The following is a 24,753-nucleotide window of genomic DNA, read 5'->3' as shown; positions in this document are numbered from 1 at the left end:
TTTGTATTATCTCGAGACTAAAGTGCAAATAAGAATAATTAGCACTACCAATACGATAATTGAAAAGCTCAACAAGGATGCTTCAGATGAATGCAAAAAAAGTTTTAGTCCAATCTATTGCTGCATCACTCCTCATTGCCAGTGGTTCTACCGTTGCTGCCACAGTAACTAAACAACAAGTAGTCGAACATTACGCGGACGTTGCCCATGCTGTATTTGCTGATTCAGTAACAACAGCGAAAGCGCTTGATGTGAAAATCGACGAATTTCTACAATCACCATCAGCGAAAAAGCTTGAAGAAGTAAAACAAGCTTGGCTAGATTCTCGCGTGCCTTACCAACAGTCTGAAGTTTTCCGTTTTGGTAACGCGATTGTTGATGATTGGGAAGGTCAGCTGAACGCATGGCCACTTGATGAAGGTTTGATTGACTACGTAGCGGCTGATTACCAATACGAATTGGGTAACGAGGGCGCTGCTGCCAACATCATCGCGAACACTAGCCTACAGATCGGTGCTTCTAAACTGGACGTTTCAAAAATCACTCCAGAATTGCTAGCGGATCTAAACGAAGTAGGCGGTTCTGAGGCAAACGTTGCATCAGGTTACCACGCGATTGAATTCTTGCTTTGGGGTCAAGACCTAAACGGCACTAACGCGGGTGCAGGTCAACGTGCTTACACTGATTTCGTTGTGGGTTCTGAGTGTACGAATGGCCATTGTGAGCGTCGTGGAGAGTACCTAAAAGCAGCCGCTGATCTACTGGTTCAAGACCTTGAGTGGATGGAAAAGCAGTGGTCTGCTGAAGTAAAAGGTAACTACCGTGAAGAGCTACTGAACGACTCAGCGGACAATGGTCTACGTAAGATGCTATTCGGCATGGGTTCTCTTTCTCTAGGTGAGCTAGCGGGTGAGCGCATGAAAGTGGCACTAGAAGCGAACTCAACTGAAGACGAGCACGATTGTTTCTCAGACAACACGCATAATTCTCACTACTACAACGAGCAAGGCATCTACAACGTTTACACAGGTACATACAAAGGTGTAAACGGCAAAGAGCTATCTGGTCCAAGTATTGCTGATCTTGTTGCTCAAAAAGATAAGAAAGCCGCGACCGACATTCAAAAGCAGTTTGATACAACACTTAGCCAAGTTGGTGAGCTAGTGACTTCTGCAGAGAAGAATAACCAGCATTTTGACCAACTTATTGCGGCGGGTAACGCACAAGGCAACGCGCTGGTAAACGACACCATCATGTCGTTGGTAGCGCAAACTGGTGCGATTGAGCGAGCGGCAAACATTGTCGGCATCGACAGCCTAAGCCCTGATACTGCTGACCACGAGTTTTAATAAGAAAACCATAATAAATAAGGGCTCTTTGTGAGCCCTTTTGCCGTTTGAGCTCGTTGTTATCACCCTTGTTGTCTATGTAGAGCAATGATATGAAGCCATACCTAATTTCTGCGCTAGCCGCGATCCTTTCTTCTTCTGCCATGGCTTACGATGTTAAGTCTGGTGGCAAAACCAGTGTTAAAAAAGATGGCGCGAATGCCTATTCTCTTCCTGCTGCCAACCTGCCGATGAGCAAACGCCTAGATTTTAGTGTGGGTAACAGCTTTTTCCGCAACCCTTGGGTACAAGCGCCAGCGTCAACAGACGCTCGTGATGGCCTAGGTCCGCTTTTTAACACCAATGGTTGTCAGAACTGTCACATCAAAGACGGTCGTGGTCATCCGCCAGAGAAAGATGATTTACATGCAGTGTCTATGTTAGTGCGCTTAAGCATTCCTGCGATGACGCCAGAACAAAAGAAAGCTTACATCAAAGATGGCGGCATACCTGAGCCGACTTATGGTGGCCAGCTTCAAGATTTCGCCCTGCAAGATCAAACGCCAGAAGGCAAAATCGAAATCACTTACACCGATGTCCCAGTGAAATTTAAAGACGGTACGACGGTGACGCTAAGAAAACCTCATTTGAACATTACCGATCTGGGTTACGGCGATATGCACCCTGATACCGAGTTCTCAGCACGCGTGGCACCGCCAATGATCGGCCTTGGTTTGTTAGAGAGTATTCCCGACGAAACGCTACTTGCTTGGGCTGATGAACAAGATGCCGACAAAGACGGTATCTCAGGCAAAGTAAATAAAGTGTGGGATATTGAGAGGGACAATTTCTCGATTGGTCGTTTTGGCTGGAAAGCAGGACAACCGACGCTAATGCAGCAAAATGCAGCAGCATTTAATGGTGATGTGGGTCTTACGAGCCATTTATTTCCAAATGAAAACTGTACCTCGAAACAAAGCATTTGTGACGACATGCCAAATGGCGGCAAACCAGAAGTGAGTGAAAATATTCTCGACTTCGTAGAGTTTTACAGCCAACACTTAGCCGTACCTATTCGCCGTAACGTCAATGATCCTAACGTGAAACTTGGTCAGCAAATCTTTGCTGCGTCTGGCTGTGAAAGCTGCCACAAGACCAGTGTTAAAACGGCGAAACGACCAGAGTTACCAGCGCTTTCTGAGCAGCTTATCCACCCATACACAGACATGCTTTTGCATGACATGGGTAAAGGCTTAGCCGATAACCGTCCGGAATACTTAGCAAACGGCCGTGAATGGCGAACGGCACCGCTATGGGGTATTGGTTATACCGAAGAAGTAAACGGACACACTTACTTTCTACATGATGGCCGCGCTCGTAACCTGATGGAAGCGGTGTTGTGGCACGGCGGCGAAGCTGAAACGGCGAAACAAAACGTCTTAGCACTGAACAAAAAAGAACGTGACGCATTGATTGCGTTTCTGAATTCTCTATAAGGAAGCAACCATGAAAAAAACACTATTAGTGAGTGCGATTGCCGCAACGTTAAGTTTGGTTGGTTGCCAATCGACCATCGGTTCGAGCTCTGCCAAGCCTGAGAGTACAAGTCATATTTCTCAAAGCGTGTACGAGGTCGAGTTTCAATCAGCTCAGACGTTTTTAGCGCAAACCACAGAACTTGAACAGCGCTTCGCGGATTACTGCGCATCAGAGTCGAAAGATGATGCACAAGTAAAACAGCAGTGGCATCAAACTATGCTTGCGTGGATGGCATTACAAGGTCAAGAACGTGGCCCTGCTACGGCATTGGAGCAAAGCTGGAATGTTCAGTTTTGGCCAGATAAAAAGAACACTACTGGTCGTAAAATGTCTATATTGACGAAATCTGACCAAGCTTGGAGTGCAGAAGATATCTCCACCCAAAGTGTCACCGTGCAAGGTTTAGGGGCTCTGGAATGGCTGCTTTACGATAAAGCGTCGACCTTATCTAGCAACAGCAATACTTGTGTGACAGGCGTAGCGATTGCAGAAAACCTCGATAACAAAGCGCAGATCATCGCGGATTCTTGGGCAGAGAACCCTTGGAAATCGCTAGAGATGACGGAATGGGAGTCTGAGTACATTTCACTGCTCTCGAATCAGCTTGAATACAGCATGAAGAAGTTGAGCCGACCGCTAGCGAAGATTGGTAAGCCTCGCCCGTATTTCTCAGAGTCATGGCGTTCAGAAACTTCGCTTTCAAACCTAAAAGCCAACCTTCAAGGGATGGAAGCGTTGTACTTTGCTAACGGAAATGGTTTAGATGCGTTATTAAGAGAGCAAGGCCATGCAGATCTCGCAGACCGTGTTGTTCATCAGTTTGAAATGGCGTTAGAAACTTGGCCAGAAGATAAGAGCTTGTTTGCTGCACTACAAACAAAAGAAGGCTATCGCATGGTGCTCTCTCAATACAATAAGCTAGAGCAATTGAAGTACCTGATTCACGAAGAAGTGGCGATCGAGCTTGGCGTAGTTATAGGATTTAATGCAACCGATGGTGACTGATCAAACCCGCCGAACTTTGCTGAAAGCCGCTCTATTCGGGGCGGCTATACCTATGATGCCATTTGGTTGTTCTTCAACAAGCTCACGTGAGCCTGCGTTGATCGGCTGCTCTATCATTGGCCGAGATAAATATGCAGCGGTGGTGGCGGATGAGCATGGTATGCCGCTATCTTCATTGCCGATTCCTGAGCGTGGTCACGGTGTGGCAACAAACCAACAAGGCCACGCCGTAGTTTTTGGTCGTCGACCTGGTACTTTCTTCATGGTGTTTGATTATCGCTCAGAGCAGATGATCAAACTGCAACTAGCAACGCCAAATCGTCATTTTTATGGACATGGTGTTTACTCCCATGATGGCACGTTGCTATTTGCCACAGAAGGGGAGAGGGGGACAAGCCGCGGGATCATTGGTGTTTATGATGTGCAGAAGCAATATCAAAAGATTGATGAGTTAACGGGTTTTGGCCTTGGCCCTCATGAAGTGATCATGATGCCTGATGGCGCATTAGCGATTGGCGTCGGTGGCGTACACACCAACGGCCGTGAACCTCTCAATCTTGATAGCATGAGACCCAGCCTGAGTTACCTTTCACAAGAAGGTGAGCTGTTGGATCAAGTGTCTTTACCGGATCATAAGTTGAGTATTCGCCACTTAGCTCATGATGGTGCGGAAACCGTGCTTTGTGGTCAGCAATATCGTGGTGAGCCGGACGAGTATCCAGCCTTGATCGCCATGCACACGCGTGGTGGTGAAATGCAAGATCTTCAAGCTGAGCCTGAAGAGTGGGCGCGTTTCAATCACTACGTTGCGAGTATTGCAGCAACCGATGAATGGATCTTAGCCACTTCGCCTCCGGGCAGTTGCTATGGTATATGGTCTAAATCTATGGGCAAATTGGTCGAGTTAAGTGCGTTACCAGACGCCTCTGGTGTTGTGGTCTATGGCGATGAGTTCCGAGTCAGCTCTGGGGCGGGAAAAGTGGTAGAGCAAAGGCCTGAAGAGTCAAAAAGTACCTTCGCAAGCGGTGTGCAATGGGATAACCATTGGTCGAGAATTATCTAGAAAGATCATTGAGTAATTACTTATAGAGAGTTTTGTTGTCGTTTTCGGCATCAGATTCTTAATTTTAAACCTGCAAGCTGTGAGATATTTGCCATACTTTTTATTATGGCAAGTAGCGCAAGGATCATTTCAGTGTTTGCTAGGGTTTTAATCATGACGGCACTTCTGGTGCCGTTTTGCAGCTTTTCCACCGTCGTTTCTCTCGAAGCTTCAGCGCAAGTCGAGCAAGAGGGAGCGGTACAAAAGCTGTCTGTAGAAAAAATGATCCATTATCCAGAGGTGATTGATCAACTGTATCAAAGCACCAATTACCGTTTGAACTGGGAAAATGAAAGTGATATTGAGCAGTTTCTTTTTCAAGTAAACCTGGTTGCACTTGCGGATGTCACCGATGAATTCGAAAATCAACTTCACCGGATAAACCAAGTAAGGTGGCAGGGAGATAATCTCGACTTCGATTTAGTGATGACAGACTCACTCTTGATGTACCTTAGTTATCTTGAGCAACTCCCCGAAGAAGGGATTAATTGGCTATTTACAGACAAAGCCCATGTTACGTTACCCGCTCCTAGCATCGATACTTTATCGGTTCTGAGTAATGAGATTACGGTTGGCAAACTTGGTCAGTTTTTGGCAAGTCTCCGGTCTCCATTACAAACAGATGATGCTTTCTACTCCGCCTATTCTTCGCTATCGGAACATTCTCAGTACCAATATCCTGCCTATCAACAAACTGGGCTAGCACGTGTTGGCGATATATTAGAAAACAGACCCCTATTGATTGAGCGAATGGAGATCGTAGGCGTAGATGTTTCTTACTTGGATTTAGTCACTGAAGAATATGACGAACAATTAGAGCTTGCGATAAAAGAGTTCCAGCGTATTCATGGTTTGAAAGAAGATGGCGTTATCGGCCCGAATACCATTCGATGGATCAACTTTTCTCCTCAAGAGAGATTGCATCTGCTGGCGTTGAATTCTGAGCGTTCAAGAATTTGGTCGAAAGAAAGGGATAATGTTGTCTTTGTTAACGTGCCTGGATACGAAGTCACGTATTGGCATGACGGTCAACCCTTGTTTGAGTCTAAAGTCGTGGTAGGGAGAGCATCAAGAAAAACGCCCATCATGTCGGTAGCACTGGATTCAGTTATTCTCAACCCAACTTGGAACGTGCCTTGGACTATCATGGTTAAAGACATTATTCCTAAAGTAAAACGTAATCCGATGTATTTGATTAACCATAACATTCAAATCATTCGGTCTTGGACTTCGAACGAAATTATTGACCCTACAACCATCAATTGGGCAACGGTGAATCCGAGAACATTTCCTTATCGTATGCGACAGGCGTCGGGCTTACAAAATGCACTGGGATTGTACAAGTTCAATATGCCTAACCCACAAGCTATTTATTTGCATGACACGCCAAGTAAGAACTTGTTTGAACAGGACAGACGCGCATTCAGCTCAGGATGTGTCCGTGTCGAACATGCAGACCAGTTAGCAGAACTTCTGTTCAAAACTCAGGGGTTGGAAGAACGTTTAGCGAAAAAGCGAGAAAGTTCTCGTCGGTCTAACACGTCAGTTCCTTTGGGAGAGCGCATTCAAGTACACATCATTTATCAAACAGCATGGTTGGAAGAGGGAACGCTTTACTACCGTGATGATATCTATAAGTACGATCACCGCAGTTGAAATCTTTAAGGAAAATTTACAAAACGAAGAATTCTCTTTTCGTTCAATAATTAATCAATAATTACTGCATCTGAAAATCAAGATGGAGCATTTTATGCATTTGACGTTACAAATGTGTTTGGTTAATGTCCACGACTTGTCTAGTTGTTGAGCACTGTATTTTGAAATGGTAAGTCGTAACTTTTCCCGCCGAGATTTCCTTAAAATGACCGCTGGTGGTGTGGTGTTGGCGTCTGCCCTGCCATCATTTTCTTGGGCTTCACTCCCTGACGAGCCACGTGCGCTGGCGATGAACAATCTTAATACTGGAGAGATCCTCGAAACATGCTATTTCGATGGAAAACGATACATTAATGATGAACTTCAAAGGCTGAATGAGTTTTGTCGAGACCATCGACGAAATGAGGTTCATCCCATGGATAGACGCTTGTTCGATCAAATAAGTCAAATTCAAAAGTTAATTGGTACAGAAGCAGAGGTGATCGTCATTTCAGGTTACCGTTCTCCTGCCACTAACGCCTCGCTGCGCAACGGGTCTTCTCGTGTAGCGAAAAAGAGCATGCACATGGAAGGAAAGGCCATTGATTTTCGTTTAGACGGCGTGAAGCTTTCAACGGTTCGTGATGCTGCATTAAGCCTAAAAGCCGGTGGCGTGGGTTATTATCCAGGTAGTAACTTTGTTCATATCGATACGGGAGCTGTTCGTTCCTGGTAGTGCTAGTTGAGACAAGGTTTCTAGTCTCAGAACGTCGTCGATTACCCACAGTTCAAAGCTTGAAGTCGCTAGGCCTTAGTGTCATAGTTGCGGCAGTTTTCATGCAAATTTATTCGGTATAGGTTATCTATGGCTCTGAAATACCAAGTTGTTCCAGTAACATCTTTCTCTCAAAACTGTTCTATTGTCTGGTGTGACGAAACCATGAAAGGTATTGTGGTTGACCCAGGCGGCGATGAAAAGCAGCTCGCTATGCTTATCAAAGAGCTGGGTGTTGACGTGGTAAACCTAGTGCTAACACACGGCCACTTGGACCACGTAGGTGGCACGGAGCCGCTGTCTGCACTGCTTGGCGGTACAGAGATTGTTGGTCCTCACAAGGCAGATAACTTCTGGTTGCAAGGTTTGGAAGGTCAGAGCCAAATGTTTGGTTTCCCGCTGACAGAAGCGTTTGAACCGCACCAATGGCTAAATGAGGGTGACACTGTCACTTTCGGTAATCAAGTGCTGAACGTATTCCACACACCTGGTCATACACCTGGTCACGTTGTGCTTTACAGTGAAGAAGCGCGTTTAGCGTTTGTGGGTGACGTTTTGTTTAACGGTAGCATTGGTCGAACTGACTTCCCACAAGGTGATTTCAATACGTTGATTAGCTCTATCAAAGAGAAATTGTGGCCTTTAGGCAATGATGTCACGTTTGTCCCTGGTCACGGCCCTCAATCGACTTTCGGTCATGAGCGTAAAACTAACCCGTTCGTTGCTGACGAGATGCCGCTTTACTAAAAGTGCGTGTACTAAGCATTATTCTGGCTCGGCGGCAGCTAAGTATCGCCGAGTCAGTCCCACAAAATCCTCAGCCTCACGATCTAGATCACTTGCTGATATAAATAGATCGTAGCCGTAGAAACCTCTCTGATACTTCATCCGGTTGGCGAGCATCGCTAACAAACCTTTGTACTCAATCCCATCTCTGTTTATATACGGTTTAGGGTCAAGCACCATATCCTCAAACTTATCTTCACACTGATTTTGTTTCGCGCCTAAGTAAAGCAGTGCTCGCTGGCTGAGGAGAATTTCTGTCGCTATACGAGGGCAGATTGAATTTAAGTAGGGCGAGTAGTGTTTTAGACGAATACCGATCCAAGGTAGCGGTTGGTGCCACCCTTCCTGTTGGTAGCTACAAATACCGATTGACTCAATATTTCGCCATCGGACGACCCAACCTCCTTTAAAAAGGTGTTGCTGAAAGTGAGAAGCTGTCAGCGTAAAAGTGACTTGGCTTTTCTTAATCATCAAGATGGCGAAACCAACGATTGCAGACATCAAAATGACCGACAACATGGCTTGCTTCCATCCCGGAGAAATGGCAACCAAAAACAAAGTGATGAGTGCAACAAGCAACAAAAGTATTCTGTTGATAGGGGAGTCGGGTTTGAAATGTGAATTTGTTAGGTGCAGCGTTTCCATGCTTATAACCTCATCGAATACTTGTCCAAAAATAAGTGGGTAGCTTTATGTGCATTGATTTGCATTTAAAATAAAACAAACCTCTGTTTTTATACCCAGTATTCAATAAATCCGTTCATAAAATATCTGATTAAATAGTAGACGTTCTATGCTTTGAGCGCATTTTTCATCGCGTTTCGCCGCTAAAACCTACAAATTGCTTGTGAATTTTGGTATAAAACGCGCTTCAAATTTTCATCCCTGCTGAGATGCAGTGAACTGGAGAAATATTCAATGAGACTTGCTCATAAGCGTAAAGTGCAGATGAAACTGCAAAAACGCATTAAAGCGACAGTAGCAAACTTAGCTGCAGCACCTAAAGCAGTGAAGCCTGTTGCGGAAAAAGCAGTAGCACCTTCTGTTGCTGAAAAAGCTGTTGCGGAGAAAGTAGTAGCTGATAAAAAAGTAGCTGCAGTGAAAACAGTTGATGTTGCCCTTACTCCTAAGCAACAACAAGTATTAGACATCGTTATGGCGAATGCTGAAGGTATTAACCCTAAAGGCATCGGTCTAGCTGCAGGTCAAGAAGATACTAAAGCGGCATCATGGGCTACTGGCGCACTAAAGAAGCTTCTTGAAGAAAACCTAGTTCAAAAAGAGCAGTTAGCAGGTAATAAAGTTATCTACAAAGCAGTTTAATTACCGCTACCGTTCTAGATTGAATACCTCGGCCGATGCCGAGGTATTTTTTTATCTTGGTATTGGAAATAATGCATTAAGTACTGACTTTAACACTACCAATAAGTGGTTTGTCACATTTTCTTAAATACTATGTAAATTTTTTGGCAGAAAAATACGTAAGTATTGTCTTTTATTTTTATTCATAGATAAAAATATAATTTATTGATTTTGCTATTATTAGTCTTTTGTCATGACGGTTTTCCTACGTACTTGTACGTAATACCTTAGGCTAATGCCTTATTGATGAATTACTCGCTTCCGTGTTCATGCCCATTTCGCATTAGACAACATTGTTACATCTTTTATACCGAATACAGCCAATCCTAATGAAATGGATGACAACAATAACCTTGGTGATAAAGGACGTGAACGATGAGTCTAATCCAAAAATCTTTAAAACGAGTGCTCAAAACAACCGCTGTCGCTGCCGCGATGGCACTCGCAGCGACTTCTGTAAACGCTGCTGAAAAAGTCTATCGTTTAAAGCTTGCTGAAACTTGGGGGCCTAATTTCCCAATTTTTGGTGATACCACAAAAAACATGGCCAAAATGGCGGAAGAGATGTCTAACGGACGTTTGCAAATCCGCATTGATTCCGCAAACAAGCATAAAGCGCCTTTTGGGGTGTTTGATATGGTTAAGTCGGGTCAGTATGACATGGGTCACTCAGCGTCTTATTACTGGAAGGGTAAGGTTCCAAACACACTTTACTTCACTTCTATGCCCTTCGGTATGTTGCCAACTGAGCAGTATGCATGGTTTTACTACGGCGGTGGTATGGAGCTGATGGAAAAAGTGTACTCTCCACATAACTTGATGTCTTTCCCTGGCGGTAATACCGATACTCAGATGGGCGGGTGGTTCCAAAAAGAGATCAAGTCCGTCGAGGACTTACAGGGTTTGAAAATGCGTATCCCAGGGTTTGCTGGTGAGATTTTGGCTGAGTTAGGTGCCAAGCCAACGAATATCGCCCCTGGTGAGCTATATACTTCTCTAGAGCGTCGCACAATTGATGCCTTGGAATGGGTTGGTCCATCGCTGGATCTACGTATGGGCTTCCACAAAATCGCGCCTTACTACTACACAGGTTGGCATGAGCCAGCGACTGAGCTTCAGTTCCTCGTTAACAAGCGTACCTGGAATCGTCTACCTGATGATCTAAAAGCGATTTTGCAAGTAGCCATGAAAACGGCCGCTTACGATATGTACACGCAATCGAAACACGAAAGCGGCAAAAACTGGGCATCTATTAAGTCTGAATACCCAAATGTTGAAGTAAAAGATTTCCCACCTGAAGTAGTAACTGCGTTGCGAGAAGCAAACGATCGTTTGTTGAAAGAACATGCAGAAAAAGATGCTTTGGCGAAAGAGATTCAAGAGTCGCAAGCGAACTATATGAATCAAGTTCGACCATGGTCAGATATTTCGCACCGAGCGTACTTAAACAGTCAAGCTCAACAATAACGTTATGAAGCAGGCGATGCCGAGAGGTTTAGCCTGCTATCGAAGCCCAAGAAAACTTCATAATGAATGCTCCGCACCATAGCGGAGCGCATCTAAACGTTCCACGGAGTTCGGAATGAGAAGTCTTATTTATATTGAGCGATTATTTAACCGCTTTAGCGATTTTCTCGGATGGTTATCCAGCATCCTGTTTATTTTGTTGTTAGCAAACGTTGTGTACGACGTTGTCATGCGTTACGTGTTTAATGATGTGTCTATCGCATTCCAAGAAATGGAATGGCATCTATTCTCTGCCGTGTTCTTGCTTGGTGTGCCTTACGCAATTAAGTCCGGTGGCCATGTTCGCGTCGACATTTTTTATGAACGCTTATCTTACAAAGCACAATCCATCATCGACATCATAGGCACACTATTTTTCTTATTCCCTTTTTGCCTACTGGTAGCTTGGTTTGGTGTTGATTTCGCTAAGGAAAGTTACGCGTTAGGCGAGACGTCTGGTGACCCAGGTGGCTTACCATATCGTTGGATTATCAAAGCGATGATTCCGCTGTCATTTTTCTTTATGGCGGTGAGTGGTATTGGATTGTTACTTCATTCAATCAACAAAATTGTCAACCCTCATCTCATCTATGCCGGTAATAACGGTAAGTCGTAAAAGGAAGTCATTATGATCGGTATAGTGATGTTTTTTGTTGCGCTCTTTGCGCTTCTATTGGGATTTCCCGTTGCCTTTACTTTTGGTGGTATCGCGCTGATTTTTGGTGTTTGGGCTGAAGGCATCGAGATGTTTGCTTTTATGCCATATCGAATTCAGTCCATTATGGAAAATACGGTGCTAATGGCCGTACCGCTGTTCGTTTTTATGGGGCTAGTGCTACAGAAAACGAAGCTTGCTGAACAGCTACTAGAATCAATGGGGCGTTTGTTCGGTGGCGTTCGCGGTGGTATCGCTATTTCTACCGTGTTAGTTGGCGCATTGCTTGCCGCTTCAACGGGTGTGGTAGGCGCATCAGTTGTTGCGATGGGCTTAATATCTCTTCCTGTGATGCTCAAGTACAATTACGACAAAGGTTTAGCGTGTGGGACTATTTGTGCGTCTGGCACGTTGGGCCAAATTATCCCACCTTCTATCGTGTTGATCTTGTTGGGTGATGTACTTGGCGTACCGGTAGGGGACCTATTTCAAGCTGCGATCTGGCCCGGTATTACACTTGTTGGCGCCTATGTGATCTACATTCTCATCTACGCGAAGTTGAACCCTCAAGCCGCACAGGCGATAGAGCGTGATGAGTCGATCAGTCGTAAACAAGAAGTGCTCACCGCACTGAAAGCTGTATTGCCACCTTTAGCATTGATCATCGTGGTATTGGGCTCCATCTTTGCAGGGATTGCAACACCAACAGAGTCAGCGGCACTGGGCGGTGCAGGTGCGATAATTTTATCGCTATTGTATAAACAGTTTAGTTGGTCGATGATTTATGATGCATCAAAAGAGACAGTTAAGGTAACCGCAATGGTCTTTGCGATCTTACTTGGTGCGACCGCCTTCTCAATGGCATTTACCTACACCGGTGGTGATTATTTAGTTGAAGAGTGGATGTTAGAACTGCCGGGTGAAAAGTGGGGATTCCTTATTATTACCATGGTGGTGATTCTGATTTTAGGTTTCTTTATCGACTTCGTTGAAATCTGTTTTATCATCGTGCCAATTATTGCGCCAGTCGCTGAATTGATGGGCATTAATATGACGTGGTTTGCGATTCTTATTGCGATGAACTTGCAGACGTCGTTCCTCACACCGCCATTTGGCTTTAGTTTGTTTTATCTAAAAGGTGTCGCTCCAGCAGGGGTTACTACGCGTGATATCTACAAAGGTGTGATGCCATTTATCGCGATTCAGATTGTTGTGTTGGCGTCTTTGCTGTTTTTCCCAGGTTTTTACGGTATGAGTTAATCACTCGATAATAAAGAGATTTTGTGAACTGAGAGTTTTTACCTTTTGAGACAAGTTGTTAAGCTGTTAATTATGTCTATGCAGACACAATCGATACGTTTGTACTGCTAAGATAGTAAGCTGTAAAGGCAGCGTTTCATGGAGGGAAGGGATGCCTCTCAAAGCAAAGTTAATTCTGCTGACACTGATACCCGTGGTATTGGTGTCAGCGAGTATCAGCTGGATCTCTATCTATCAAACCAAGACCCTTGGCAAAAGGGAGGTGGAGATCTTTCATCAAAACCTGATCCAATCAAAAGAAGCGGCGCTGAAAGATACGGTCGACGTCGCTTTTGACTCCATTTCTTACATCTACAACGATCCGACTTTAGAAGAGAGTGTTGCCAAAACGCGTGTGAAAGCGATTTTAAATCGTTTGAGTTATGGGTCGGACGGCTATTTTTTTGCTTATGATAAATATGGTACCAACCTTGTACACCCAGTTCTTCCGGAGCTTGTCGGGGAAAACTTACTCTATCTTGAAGACGAAAATGGCGATCGCTTAATCGAAGCTTTATTGTATCAAGCGCAATCCGGTGGTGGATTTCATCAGTACCTGTGGCAAAAGCCATCTACGGGTGAAGTCGTCCCTAAGCTTAGTTACGCTGCATGGCTCGATAAGTGGGAATGGATGATAGGTACTGGGCTGTATATTGAGGATGTAAGCCGAGAAGTCGCCAATATGCGCGCGGCAGTGAACAAAAATATCGAAACGACATTTTTCTCAGTCGTCGTGATCTTAGCGGTGACCGTTGCTGTAATCATTGTTCTCACTTTGGCGATCAATCTGCACGAGCATCGCCTCGCTGATAAGAACCTGAAAGAATTGGCACATAAAACCGTGATGTTCCAAGAAGATGAGAAAAAGCATTTAGCGCGAGAACTGCATGATGGAATCAATCAGTTGTTAGTCTCCAGTAAATGTCATTTAGACTTAATGAGTCATAGACTGGAAGACGAAAAACTCAAATCCCACTTAGATAAATCACAACGATCGCTCGTCACCGCGATAAATGAGGTGCGGCATATTTCTCATCAGCTCCGTCCAAGCGCCCTCGATGATATCGGTTTAGAAGCAGCACTGACGACCTTGCTACAGGATTTTCATTCCCATTCCGGGATTGATATCGAGAGCAATTTCGATACTCAGCAGCACAAACTGACTTCGGAAGTCGCAACGACGCTATATCGCGTCGCTCAGGAGTCTTTGAATAACATTGAAAAACATGCGCGAGCGAAAAAAGTAACGGTTACTTTGCAAAAAATGGGCAATATGCTGCAATTACTCATACGTGACGATGGGGTTGGATTTGTGGTTAACCATGCAGTGCACCAACAAGGGATTGGGTTAAGGAACATGCAAGAGCGTGTAGAGTTCATCGGTGGTGAATTTGAGCTAATGAGTGAGCTTGGCTTGGGAACAGAGATTACTGTGCTGCTTAATTTGGATGAAATAGTTTATGGATAAACCGATTAGTGTAGTGATTGTCGATGATCATCAAGTGGTATTGGATGGCTTCATGGCTCGTTTGGAGTTAGAGTCTGACATCGAAGTGGTGGGTACAGCAAGTAATGGCTTGGAAGCGATAGAGGTCGCAAAACACTTGCAACCGGACGTCATATTGATGGATATCAGCATGCCAATAATGAACGGTATTGAAGCGACTGGTGTAATTAAAGAAGCGCGCCCAGAGAGCAAAATACTTATGTTGACCATGCACGATAATCGCGAATACATCATGAAGGTCATGCAAGCTGGTGCCGTAGGATATATGCTCAAGGAAATCTCGGCCGAGAAAATGGTGCAAGCAATAAAAACGGTGAACCAAGGCTCGACGTATTTCTGTGAATCCGTCACACAAACACTCTTTACCCAAGAAGTGGTGCCTGCCACGCAAAAAACGAATCCTCTCAGCCGCAGGGAAGAAGCGGTACTTAAATTAGTTGCTCAAGGAAACAGCAGCAAGAAAATCGCCACTTTACTCAATATTAGTTATCGAACGGTAGAGACGCATCGCCATAACATTAAGCACAAGTTAGACTTACATTCGACGGCAGAGTTAGCAAAATATGCGTTTGAAACTGGGTTGACTGAGTAGGAGAGTAGTGCCCGCAAAAAGCGAGCACGTGGGAGCGAAACTAATCGGCTTTGGTAATGCTACCAAGCTCTAGCATTGGAGCAACATCGATGTCCTCTGCATTCATCATCGTCGAGATGCGTTGAACGGAAGATAGTAGAAGGGATTGCTCCCATTCTTCCAATTTTTGGAATCGATTAATGAAGTGCTCTTGCAGCGGCGTTGGTGCTTGTTTTAAGGCTTCTTGGCCCTTGCTCGTAAGTACAGCATGCACTTTACGCTTGTCTTGAACACTGCGCTGACGCTCAACAAACTGGCCTCGTTCTAGTCTATCTAGAATGGTCGTTGCGGTCGCTTGGCTCATGTTAGTGTGGCTAGACAACTGTTTAATCGTCACGTTATCTAAGTCATTGATAGCGCGCATCAAAATCAACTGTGGAGCAGTCAATCCAGACTCTTTGCTCAGCTTTTTAGAATGTAAATCAATAGCGCGGATGATCTGACGAATCGAGACCAATACTTCTTCGTACTTTTCCAATTTATTCATCCAGTCTGTAGGGAACATTTATCGAGGCGACACTAACTTAAATGCGCCCTTATTTAAAGGGGGGAAATCAAAAATTACCTCTACAATTTTACGCCGTGTCCTCAATACCATTTTGTCGCGCCTTTTCGACAAAATAAGAAGAGCTAAAATTATTATAGCAATAAATGTTTGTGGTCTAACTATTGTGGTAGTGATTTGTTCTATCAAAGGCCGTAACCACACAGTGAAAAGTAAGTTATTGGATTTTTTAATAGCAAAAAGATAGACAAAAACGTGTCAAATGATAGGATCTTGCGCCTTCACGGAATGCAAAACGTATCGTGTTCGAAAGATTTTTTTGTTTGGTACGTAAAAACACTACAAAAATAGAGAGGAACGATGACAAAGGGTATAGATAAGTACAGTATCGATAGTACCGACTATACGGTAGGTCAGGACAACGTTCAAAAATGGGGTTTTGATGTTCATAACCCAGTTTTTGGTATTAGTGCAGGTTTAATTGCGCTGTTTCTTGTCGCTGCATTAGTTCTAGATGCACATACCGCAAAGACGGCACTTGATGGGCTGAAGTGGAAAATTATTGGTTCATTCGATTGGTTGTTCATTATTGCAGGTAACATTTTCGTTATTTTCTGTTTGGCGCTTATCGTCTCACCAATGGGTAAGATCCGACTAGGTGGTAAAGACGCTGTTGCCGATTACTCGTTTATGTCATGGCTTGCAATGCTATTTGCAGCTGGTATGGGTATCGGTTTAATGTTCTGGAGTGTTGCAGAACCTGTCGCTTACTTCACCGGTTGGTATGAAACGCCACTTGGTGTTGAGGCAAATACACCAGAAGCCGCGAGATTGGCACTGGGTGCAACGATGTTCCACTGGGGCCTTCACCCATGGGCAATTTACGGTGTTGTAGCACTTTCTTTAGCATTCTTTGCCTACAACAAAGGTTTACCGCTATCTATGCGTTCGATCTTCTACCCACTTCTGGGTGATCGTGCATGGGGTTGGGCTGGCCACATTGTGGACATTCTGGCTGTGCTTGCGACTTTATTTGGTCTTGCTACATCCCTAGGTCTAGGTGCGCAGCAAGCAGCAAGTGGTATTCATCACGTATTTGGTGTTGAGCCAGGCCTAGGTCTGCAAATCGTCGTTATTACCGTGGTGACTTTACTTGCTGTTGTTTCAGTCGTACGCGGCATCGATGGTGGTGTTAAAGTCATTAGTAACATCAACATGGTTGTGGCGTTCTTGCTACTTCTCCTTGTTGGTCTTATCGGTTGGGCGGCGAGCCTAGGTTCGATTCCAACCACACTTATGGCATATGTAGAGAATATCATCCCACTAAGTAACCCGTTTGGTCGTACGGACGAAGCTTGGTTCCAAGGCTGGACAGTGTTCTACTGGGCTTGGTGGATTTCATGGTCGCCATTCGTAGGCATGTTCATCGCGCGTGTTTCTCGTGGCCGTACCGTTCGCGAGTTCATCACAGCAGTTCTGCTGGTTCCAACTGCGGTTACCGTTGTTTGGATGTCTGTATTTGGTGGCCTTGCGATCGAGCAAGTTGTTGATAAAGTAGGTGAGCTGGGCACAAATGGCTTGACTGACGTATCACTTGCTATGTTCCAAATGTTTGATGTTCTTCCATTTGGTAGCATGCTTTCTATCATCGCTGTTGTGCTGGTACTTGTGTTCTTCATTACGTCTTCTGACTCTGGTTCACTTGTTATCGACAGTATCACGGCAGGTGGTAAAGTCGATGCACCTGTACTTCAACGTGTCTTCTGGGCATTCATGGAAGGTGCAATTGCGGTTGCTCTGCTATGGATTGGTGGCTCCGAGGCTGTTCAAGCTCTTCAGGCCGGTGCCATTTCTACAGCACTGCCATTTACCTTCATTCTGCTTGCAATGTGTGTGAGCTTATTGATGGGTATGCGAACTGAGCGTCAGTAATTCGGCATTTTATAAAACCGTCTGACTAACAATTAATCAAAAGGCCAGCAATTTGCTGGCTTTTTTTGTGCGGTTTTTATGACGCTTGAGACAAAAAAATGACACATGAAAGTTCATATTTTACAAAGAGTTAATGTGCTATTTTGTTTTTTAAAAATTAGTGAATAGTCGTAAAAAAGTGTGTAATATTCATGCACCTTAACTGTTCTCCCAACTCAAAAAACTATAAATATGAAATTATCATTAAAACAAAAGCTTATAGGCGCAAGCCTTTCTGCTGTTGTTGTGATGGCAACAGCACTTACTTGGTTGTCGGCTGGTCAATTATTTGATCAGACTCGTTCAGGTGTCTATTCACGTGCGCAAAGTCTTAGTACTACTGCGTCAGAGGGAATTTCTGATTGGGTCAATATCCGTAAAGATATTGCCACTGCGTTCAACGACTACTCGACCGAGCAAGACGTTGTTCCTTTCCTACAACAAGCTCGCAAGGCTGGTGGCTTCGATGACATCTTCCTTGGTACACCAAACGGTGATATGTACCGCTCTCATCCGGAGCGTAACCGTGCTGATTATGACCCTCGCACACGTCCTTGGTACAAGGATGCTGATGCCGCGGGTAAGCAAATCATCACAGCCGCATATCAAGACGCAATCACGAATGCACTACTTGTGACCATTGCTGAGCCAGTAATGAAAAATGGTCAGTTTGTTGGTGTTGTTGGTGCGGACGTACTGATCGATCAGCTTATCAGCGATGTGATTAACTTAGATGCAGGTGAAAACGCGCATGCGATGCTAATCGACATGAATGAAGGCACCTTCTTAGCGCATCCAGATAAAAGCTTGACGCTTAAGCCTATCACCAGTGTTCTAAAAGATTTTTCAGAAGAGGCAATTGAGCGTGCCGCCGATGAAGGTCGTATCGAAGATACGGTAATCAAAGGAAAAGAGAAGCTTTACTACTTCAATAAAGTTCCTGGTACGCATTGGATGTTTGCGATTGAAATGGATCGCGCAACAGAAGAAGCAGGTCATGCGGTATTGCTACGAGATCTATTGTTCACTGCTGTGGCGATCACGATTGTGGTTATTCTTGCAGTTTCTTGGCTAGTTGGTTTCTTGTTCCGTGACTTGAACCGCGTATCAAATGCACTGGAAGAAATTGCATCTGGCGAAGGTGACTTAACGCAACGCCTAGAGCCACGCAGTGATGATGAAGTAGGTAAACTGGCGGAAAACTTCAACCGTTTTGTTGGCAACATGCACACAATGGTTACTAAGCTTAGCCACGTATCTTCTGCGCTTTCAGAGCAAGCACGCACGACAGCACAGCAAGCTGAGGAGCGTAGTCAGCGTATCTCTTACCAGCAAGATGAAATCAACATGGTGGCGACGGCTGTGAACGAAATGGCAGCAGCGACACAAGAAATTGCAGGTAATGCTGATAGTACGGCAAGTAACTCAGAAGAAGCGGTTCAAGCTTGTTCACACGGTTCAAGCCAAGTAACTCAAACGCAAGGCTCTATTCAGAACTTAGCGCAAGAAGTTCAAGTTGCTACTGATGTGATTCAAGAGCTAGAAGCACACGGAAATAGCATCAATACGATTCTATCAACGATTCAAGGCATTGCAGAGCAAACGAACCTACTTGCACTTAACGCGGCGATCGAAGCGGCACGTGCAGGTGAGCAAGGCCGTGGTTTTGCTGTGGTTGCAGATGAAGTCCGCGTATTGAGCCAACGTACTCATGCTTCAACGCAAGAGATTCAAGAAACTATCGAGATGCTACAAGGCACAACAGCCAAAGCGGTCGGTATTATGGGTGACAGTCGTCGTCTAGCTGATACCAGTGTTGATGATGCCAATGCGGCTGCAGCGAGCTTGACGCAAATCCACACTGCTGTTGAGCGTATCAGTGATATGGCAACGCAGATTGCTTCAGCAGCAGAAGAGCAAGCATCGGTAACCACTGAGATCACTCGTAACACTGAAGGTATTCGTGACGTGTCTAACGAGTTGTCAGTCGAAGCTCATCAAGCAGCAGAACAAGCTGCTCACCTGTCTGAGCTATCACACGAACTTGAACAAGAGATTCAACGCTTTAAGCTGTAATCTTGTCTCAAGCTAAGCAAAAAAAAGGAGCCATCTGGCTCCTTTTTTGATCGCTATTAAGCGTGAAGTATATTACAGCCAGAACTCACTGATGGGTTGCTCTTCACTGTAATGATGGGCGAGTTGCGCTTGCAGTAGCTCTGCGGTAGCAATTGCATCGGTTAATGCATGGTGAGGCGTATAGTCTGGCAGCCCATAACGGCGTCGAGATTGCGCTAGCCGAACCGATTCTGGTTTTTTCCCTTTTAAACGCTTCCAGAGAGAGCCTGAACGTTTCTGTTGAATCGTTTCTTCAAGGTGCAGCGTATCTAAAACAGGAAACTCAATACCTTCCCCTAAACGGCTTTTGAGCGCTTTATCCAGAAACTCTCTCTCGATACGACGGTAATGAACAACAATGATTTTCCCGCTTAAGCATGGTAGCAGCTCGCTTAAGATATCGCCTAAGTCAGGTGCATCGATCAATTCGCTGTGAGTAATACCGTGTATAATGACTGAATCTTCATCGAGTGCACGCTGTGGACGTACCTTCCAATGACGCGAGTTACGTAGGAAAATTCGCTTCAGGTTAAACGGCACCAAACCAATAGTAATGATGTCATGTTTTTCAGGATTCAAACCCGTCGTTTCGAAATCTAACGCCACGAACTCCACCTCAGATAACGGTGTTTCTGGAGCAGGCGGCTTGTTGCTATAAAACGCAATTAAATTCTCATCCTTCGCCATCTCCAGCTTTTGTTCAAACTTCGTTGGCCACTGAATGGTTGGCTTCTGAAAGAGCTTTTTAATCATGCTAAACCTCACTTAAAGCTCTTGTTCGCTTGGTAGCGGAACTTAAGGAAATTTTGACCATTGCTTAGGATCTGGAATGCATCCTTTAGGTTGCGACGTTCAAACTCAGAGAGGTTTTCCGGTTCGATATTGTTATCAGGCTCAATGCCTAGTTCCACATCCGTCGCTTGGTGACGAATACGTACCATGGAAATAAATTCTAACGCGTCTTTTAAGTCTTGTGCTCGACCTTTTGGCAAAATGCCAGCATCAATAATGTCGTCAAGACGCTCAAACGAGTTCTGTGCACGTGAACCAACCGCCAGAGAGTGAACGCGAATTAAGTCGACCAGAGGAGCAGTACCGCGACGTTTGAGGTTGATGGAGTTGTTGTGTCTGCCATCTTTTTCCATCACGAAGTCTTTAAAGAAGCCTAGAGGTGGTGTTCTGTTTAGTGCGTTACGAGCCAAACACGCTAAGAAGCGGTTGTTCTTTCGAGCGCGACGAACAATAAAGCTAGTTAACTGTTCTGCCCATTTTAAGCGGCCATAGACGCCATCCAAGTCGAAAAAGATGGAGGCGTTGAGTAGTGCTTTCGGGTTCGGGTTATCAATCCAGTCAGCAAAACACTCTTCCCACTCTGAACGAGTCATGCGCCACAGTGGGTTGGTTGCCATAATATCGCCTGTGCAATATTTGTAGCCACAGGCATCTAACCCATCGCTGACGTATTTTGCTAGGGCTTCGAAGTATTTACCATGTTTCTCTTCTTGATAGGTCTCATCTAGAATGATGGCGTTATCTTGGTCAGTCACCAACAGTTGCTCATCTCGCCCCATTGAGCCAAGTGCAAGGAAACAATAAGGAATTGGCGGTGGGCCAAGCTTTTCTTCTGCCATTTCTAGCAGACGCTGTTTGAAGCTTCGGCCAATGACCGACATCGCGCTACCCACCATGTGAGAGTTGGCATCTTCATTGACCAGACGCACGAAGCTGCTTTTCACTTCTTCGGCAACAACTGCTAAATCTTCGATAGTCTGTTGTTGGAAAATACTACTCACCAGCAACAACGAATTCTGAGATTCATAACGAACAATGTCGGTTGTTTCGATAATACCAATTGGTAATTGGTTTTTTACCACTGGTAGGTGATGTACGTTGTAACGCAGCATCGTTAACATTGCTTCATAGATGTAAGCGTTGTGGTCAAGAGACATGACCTCCGTGGTCATCACACTAGACACATCGTCCTGTGGGGACAAACCTTCAGCTAACACACGGGTACACAAATCACGGTCAGTAATGATACCAAGTACTGGGGACTGTGGATCGTCTTCGTCACGAACGAAATCTGGGTCGACGATAAGTAAAGCCGATACGTTGTCATTCGCCATTTGCTGCGCGGCTTGCTGGATTGTCTGACCACGATCAATCGTATGAGCATCGCCAGTCAGCAAGGTTTTCACTTTCGACGTCGTCAGGTCATTGGCGTCTTTGTTTTCTGAAATGGCTTGGCGTAAACGAGCGCTATTTTCAACTTCAACAAAATCCGCAAAGGAATCAAAGTTATCGTAAATTTCTTGGAAAATGTCACCAGGAATACAGTAGAGCAGGGTATCCTCAATGGCTTTTACCGGAAAGCGGACTTTGTTATTGGTGAGCATGCCCATCTGGCCAAATAGGTCACCTTCGTCAAGGCGGTTATACAGCTCACCTTTGCGTCGATAAACTTCAACAACACCGCTTCGCACCACGTATAAATCTTGGATATAGTCTCCAAAATGGATGATGGGGGTATCTTCTCGGTAGTACGAGATTTCGACACTCTCTGTCACCTTGTTTAGTGTTTCTTCAGGGAGTTCATTGAACGGGGGATACTTGGCGAGAAAGTTGTAAATCTCGAGAAGTTCTGCATCCATCGAAGGCGCCTTTTAGTTCGCAAATAATAAAGTAATCTTAACTTAGTTTTAAAACAGAGTCTTATCTGAACCGCGATTTTCGTGCTCAGTCATAAGATTCTGACATATCGCACGATAAGGGAGCTTCATTTTTACTACTATATGGTCACCTCAATTGAAAAAGACGTCGTCGATATGTTTTCTTCGTGATGACTGATTAGATCTTTGGCTGTTTCAGATCGTTATCACGTCTTTAGATTAAGCTATTCTTCTTGAGCCAAGTAGCTCAGGCGATGGAATACAGTGTTTAGATAATTCTCATGAAAGGAAGTCGAATGGTGAGAAATTTATTGCTTGTTTCTTTAGCTGCTTTGCCGGCGATATCAAGCGCAGCGGTCATGGACCAAGCAGAAAAATTTGGGTACGAACACATTCATTTGGATGTTGGTGCCGGAACGACAAACGAAGAATGGTTAGATAACTCTAATGCGACCACAGTTGGACTCGGTGGTAACTATTTGTTTACTGAGAACTGGTTGTTTAATGTTGATTACTCAGCGCAGTTTTTCCATCCGGATGATTTTACTCTTCGCATTGACCGCCTTTTGTTTGGTGGTGGTTACCGTTATGGAGTTACAGAGCAATTCGATATCTACGGGCTATATGGAATAGGCGCAATCAAAGCGAAAGCGACGGACGACAAAACGGATAATACGTTGTCTTCCGATAGCGAATTGATTCAAGCTGTAACTGTTGGGGTGAATTACTTGCTCAGTGAAAAGCTTATTGCGACAGCTGAAGTGGAGTTGAACAGTAGTGATATCGTTGATGAGAACAATTTTAAGATCGGTCTTAACTACCAATGGCATAAAGTCATCGGCACTGGTCTTTTTTATCAGTTTAGAGATACTGATTACAGCGGTGAAAGCTCAGATTACGTCAATGAAGTTGGGCTGAGTTTGAAGTTTGTCTACTAGATCGGACGGGTTCGTTTTTGGCGTTAAGTTAAAACAAAAAAGGTCAGCTTATGCTGACCTTTCCTTTTAATGAAGTATGCGACAGTCGATTATAAAACCGCTGCAATGCCTTTACACAGAGGGCCCATATTTGACTTCGTCATACCAGCAACACTGATTCGGCCAGAACCGACAATGTAAATACCGAACTCTTCTTTAAGGCGGTTAACTTGCTCTTTAGAAAGACCAGAGAAAGAGAACATACCATTTTGACGTTCGATGAAACTAAAGTCTGCGTCCACACCCTCTGCTTTTAGTGTCGCTACAAACAGTTCACGCATTTCTTGAATACGGTCACGCATTTCTGCTACTTCAGCTTCCCATTCCGCACGCATTTCGGCGTTGCCAAGAATGTGAGTCACGACAGCGCTGCCGTGTGCAGGTGGGTTAGAGTAGATAGAGCGAATAATGGCTTTAACTTGAGAAAATGCGGTTGTTGCGACTTCTTCTGACTCTGCTACTAACGTGAAGGCACCTACGCGTTCATTGTATAGGCCAAAGTTTTTCGAGAAAGAGCTCGCGACTAGGATTTCTTTGTTGTACTTAGCAAAAGTACGAAGACCTGCAGCATCTTCTTCCACACCTTTAGCAAAGCCTTGGTAGGCGAAGTCGAACAGAGGAAGCAACTTCTTCTCTGCGATAAGTTTCGCCAATGTTTCCCACTCTTCAGCCGTAGGATCGATCCCTGTAGGGTTGTGACAGCAGCCGTGTAGAAGCACGATGTCGCCTTCAGATGCAGATTGCAGATCATTTAGCATCGCATCGAAGTCTTTGTCTTTTGTTTCAGCATTGTAGTAGCTGTATTGTGCCGTTTCGATACCAGCAGCAGTAAATACGCCGTTGTGGTTTGCCCATGTAGGGTTGCTGATCCAGATCTTTACATCGCCTAGTTGACGTTTAATGAACTCGCCGGCAACACGTAGTGCACCAGTACCACCCGGAGCTTGAGCTGTTTTAGCGCGTTTTTCGTTTACAATTTCTGCATCAGAGCCGAAAAGCAGTTTTTGCACTGCAATGCCGTACTCTGCTGTGCCTTCGATGGTTAGGTAAGATTTGGTTTTTTCAGTTTCAACAAGTGCTGCTTCAGCTTTCTTTACTGTCGCAAGAACGGGAGTTTCGCCTTGCTCGTTTTTGTAAATACCTACGCCAAGGTTAATTTTGTCTGCGCGAGCATCTTTTTTAAACTCTTCAGTAAGGCCAAGAATAGGGTCAGCCGGAGCGGCAACTACTTTTTCAAACATAATCTTCATCCATGTTAATCGAAGGGGTGTGCTAACATTTATACCTTTCAGCAATATTGGTTACAACCGTTACTGAAAAGAAAACCTAAAAAAGTTGCGATTTGAAACAGAATTCTAACATAACTAAAGTTTTTGCCATGAAAAC

21 protein-coding genes are annotated in these 24,753 nt (G+C 44.7%); 16 read left to right on the top strand and 5 right to left on the bottom strand.

Annotated features, from left to right (window positions below):
* The first annotated feature begins 86 nt into the window (after positions 1-86).
* The 7 genes from R7R24_RS17030 to R7R24_RS17000 all read left to right on the top strand — a co-directional run bounded on the left by R7R24_RS17030 (position 87) and on the right by R7R24_RS17000 (position 8,131).
* The gene (locus tag R7R24_RS17030; protein ID WP_054577693.1) at positions 87-1,349 is read left to right on the top strand and encodes an imelysin family protein; all 1,263 of its coding nucleotides are present in this window, start codon (positions 87-89) and stop codon (positions 1,347-1,349) included.
* 92 nt (positions 1,350-1,441) lie between these two features.
* A complete protein-coding gene (locus R7R24_RS17025) occupies positions 1,442-2,824 on the top strand; it encodes a di-heme oxidoredictase family protein (RefSeq protein WP_170893458.1) in 1,383 nt (460 codons plus the stop codon).
* A gap of 10 nt (positions 2,825-2,834) precedes the next feature.
* Positions 2,835-3,872: an imelysin family protein gene (locus R7R24_RS17020; protein ID WP_064368585.1), complete on the top strand. Its 1,038-nt coding sequence runs from the start codon at positions 2,835-2,837 to the stop codon at positions 3,870-3,872.
* Positions 3,853-4,935, top strand: a complete 1,083-nt coding sequence (locus R7R24_RS17015) for a DUF1513 domain-containing protein (RefSeq protein ID WP_191115985.1) — start codon at positions 3,853-3,855, stop codon at positions 4,933-4,935. Before R7R24_RS17020 ends, R7R24_RS17015 begins: the two co-directional genes overlap by 20 nt.
* 153 nt (positions 4,936-5,088) lie before the next feature.
* Positions 5,089-6,630: a L,D-transpeptidase family protein gene (locus R7R24_RS17010; RefSeq protein ID WP_005376852.1), complete on the top strand. Its 1,542-nt coding sequence runs from the start codon at positions 5,089-5,091 to the stop codon at positions 6,628-6,630.
* 166 nt (positions 6,631-6,796) lie between these two features.
* On the top strand, positions 6,797-7,345 hold the full coding sequence (locus R7R24_RS17005; RefSeq protein ID WP_031778936.1) for a DUF882 domain-containing protein: 549 nt from the start codon (positions 6,797-6,799) through the stop codon (positions 7,343-7,345).
* Positions 7,346-7,474: 129 nt separating this feature from the next.
* A complete protein-coding gene (locus R7R24_RS17000; protein ID WP_005376855.1) occupies positions 7,475-8,131 on the top strand; it encodes an MBL fold metallo-hydrolase in 657 nt (218 codons plus the stop codon).
* Positions 8,132-8,149: 18 nt separating this feature from the next.
* Here R7R24_RS17000 and R7R24_RS16995 read toward each other — a convergent pair whose 3' ends face one another.
* Entirely contained in the window at positions 8,150-8,815 is a 666-nt protein-coding gene (locus R7R24_RS16995; protein WP_005376857.1) for a DUF2982 domain-containing protein, read from the bottom strand.
* 273 nt (positions 8,816-9,088) lie between these two features.
* On the opposite strand from R7R24_RS16995, the gene R7R24_RS16990 reads away from it, so the two are divergent.
* The 6 genes from R7R24_RS16990 (at position 9,089) to R7R24_RS16965 (ending at position 15,091) form a co-directional block, all read left to right on the top strand.
* On the top strand, positions 9,089-9,493 hold the full coding sequence (locus R7R24_RS16990) for a hypothetical protein (protein WP_005376863.1): 405 nt from the start codon (positions 9,089-9,091) through the stop codon (positions 9,491-9,493).
* A gap of 414 nt (positions 9,494-9,907) precedes the next feature.
* On the top strand, positions 9,908-10,999 hold the full coding sequence (locus R7R24_RS16985; RefSeq protein WP_158156641.1) for a TRAP transporter substrate-binding protein: 1,092 nt from the start codon (positions 9,908-9,910) through the stop codon (positions 10,997-10,999).
* Positions 11,000-11,114: 115 nt separating this feature from the next.
* On the top strand, positions 11,115-11,654 hold the full coding sequence (locus tag R7R24_RS16980; RefSeq protein ID WP_053306570.1) for a TRAP transporter small permease subunit: 540 nt from the start codon (positions 11,115-11,117) through the stop codon (positions 11,652-11,654).
* 12 nt (positions 11,655-11,666) lie between these two features.
* Positions 11,667-12,953, top strand: a complete 1,287-nt coding sequence (locus R7R24_RS16975; protein ID WP_005376871.1) for a TRAP transporter large permease — start codon at positions 11,667-11,669, stop codon at positions 12,951-12,953.
* Between the two features lie 151 nt (positions 12,954-13,104).
* A complete protein-coding gene (locus R7R24_RS16970; RefSeq protein WP_005376873.1) occupies positions 13,105-14,460 on the top strand; it encodes a cache domain-containing protein in 1,356 nt (451 codons plus the stop codon).
* The gene (locus tag R7R24_RS16965) at positions 14,453-15,091 is read left to right on the top strand and encodes a response regulator (RefSeq protein ID WP_017636110.1); all 639 of its coding nucleotides are present in this window, start codon (positions 14,453-14,455) and stop codon (positions 15,089-15,091) included. The genes R7R24_RS16970 and R7R24_RS16965 overlap by 8 nt, the downstream gene beginning before the upstream one ends.
* Positions 15,092-15,131: 40 nt before the next feature.
* On the opposite strand, the gene R7R24_RS16960 is transcribed toward R7R24_RS16965, so the two are convergent.
* Complete coding sequence (locus R7R24_RS16960; RefSeq protein ID WP_005376877.1) at positions 15,132-15,608, bottom strand: MarR family winged helix-turn-helix transcriptional regulator; 477 nt, start codon at positions 15,606-15,608, stop codon at positions 15,132-15,134.
* Positions 15,609-15,995: 387 nt separating this feature from the next.
* On the opposite strand from R7R24_RS16960, the gene R7R24_RS16955 reads away from it, so the two are divergent.
* Complete coding sequence (locus R7R24_RS16955) at positions 15,996-17,567, top strand: BCCT family transporter (protein ID WP_005376879.1); 1,572 nt, start codon at positions 15,996-15,998, stop codon at positions 17,565-17,567.
* Positions 17,568-17,798: 231 nt separating this feature from the next.
* On the top strand, positions 17,799-19,682 hold the full coding sequence (locus R7R24_RS16950; RefSeq protein ID WP_005376880.1) for a methyl-accepting chemotaxis protein: 1,884 nt from the start codon (positions 17,799-17,801) through the stop codon (positions 19,680-19,682).
* Positions 19,683-19,754: 72 nt separating this feature from the next.
* Here the strand turns inward: R7R24_RS16950 and R7R24_RS16945 are convergent, their stop codons facing one another.
* Positions 19,755-20,474 carry a 3'-5' exonuclease gene (locus R7R24_RS16945; RefSeq protein WP_191115983.1) on the bottom strand — a complete coding sequence of 240 codons (720 nt, stop codon included), beginning with the start codon at positions 20,472-20,474 and terminating at the stop codon, positions 19,755-19,757.
* Between the two features lie 8 nt (positions 20,475-20,482).
* Positions 20,483-22,372, bottom strand: coding sequence for a DUF294 nucleotidyltransferase-like domain-containing protein (locus R7R24_RS16940; protein WP_191115982.1), 1,890 nt, complete (start codon positions 22,370-22,372; stop codon positions 20,483-20,485).
* Between the two features lie 314 nt (positions 22,373-22,686).
* On the opposite strand from R7R24_RS16940, the gene R7R24_RS16935 reads away from it, so the two are divergent.
* Complete coding sequence (locus R7R24_RS16935; protein WP_064368581.1) at positions 22,687-23,328, top strand: outer membrane beta-barrel protein; 642 nt, start codon at positions 22,687-22,689, stop codon at positions 23,326-23,328.
* Between the two features lie 89 nt (positions 23,329-23,417).
* Here the strand turns inward: R7R24_RS16935 and R7R24_RS16930 are convergent, their stop codons facing one another.
* Positions 23,418-24,608: an amino acid aminotransferase gene (locus tag R7R24_RS16930; protein WP_042522780.1), complete on the bottom strand. Its 1,191-nt coding sequence runs from the start codon at positions 24,606-24,608 to the stop codon at positions 23,418-23,420.
* Positions 24,609-24,753: the final 145 nt, after the last annotated feature.

The organism is Vibrio sp. 704 (assembly GCF_033339295.1).
The sequence above is the reverse complement of the archived record's forward strand: the minus strand, read 5'-3'. Positions and strand labels throughout refer to the sequence as shown.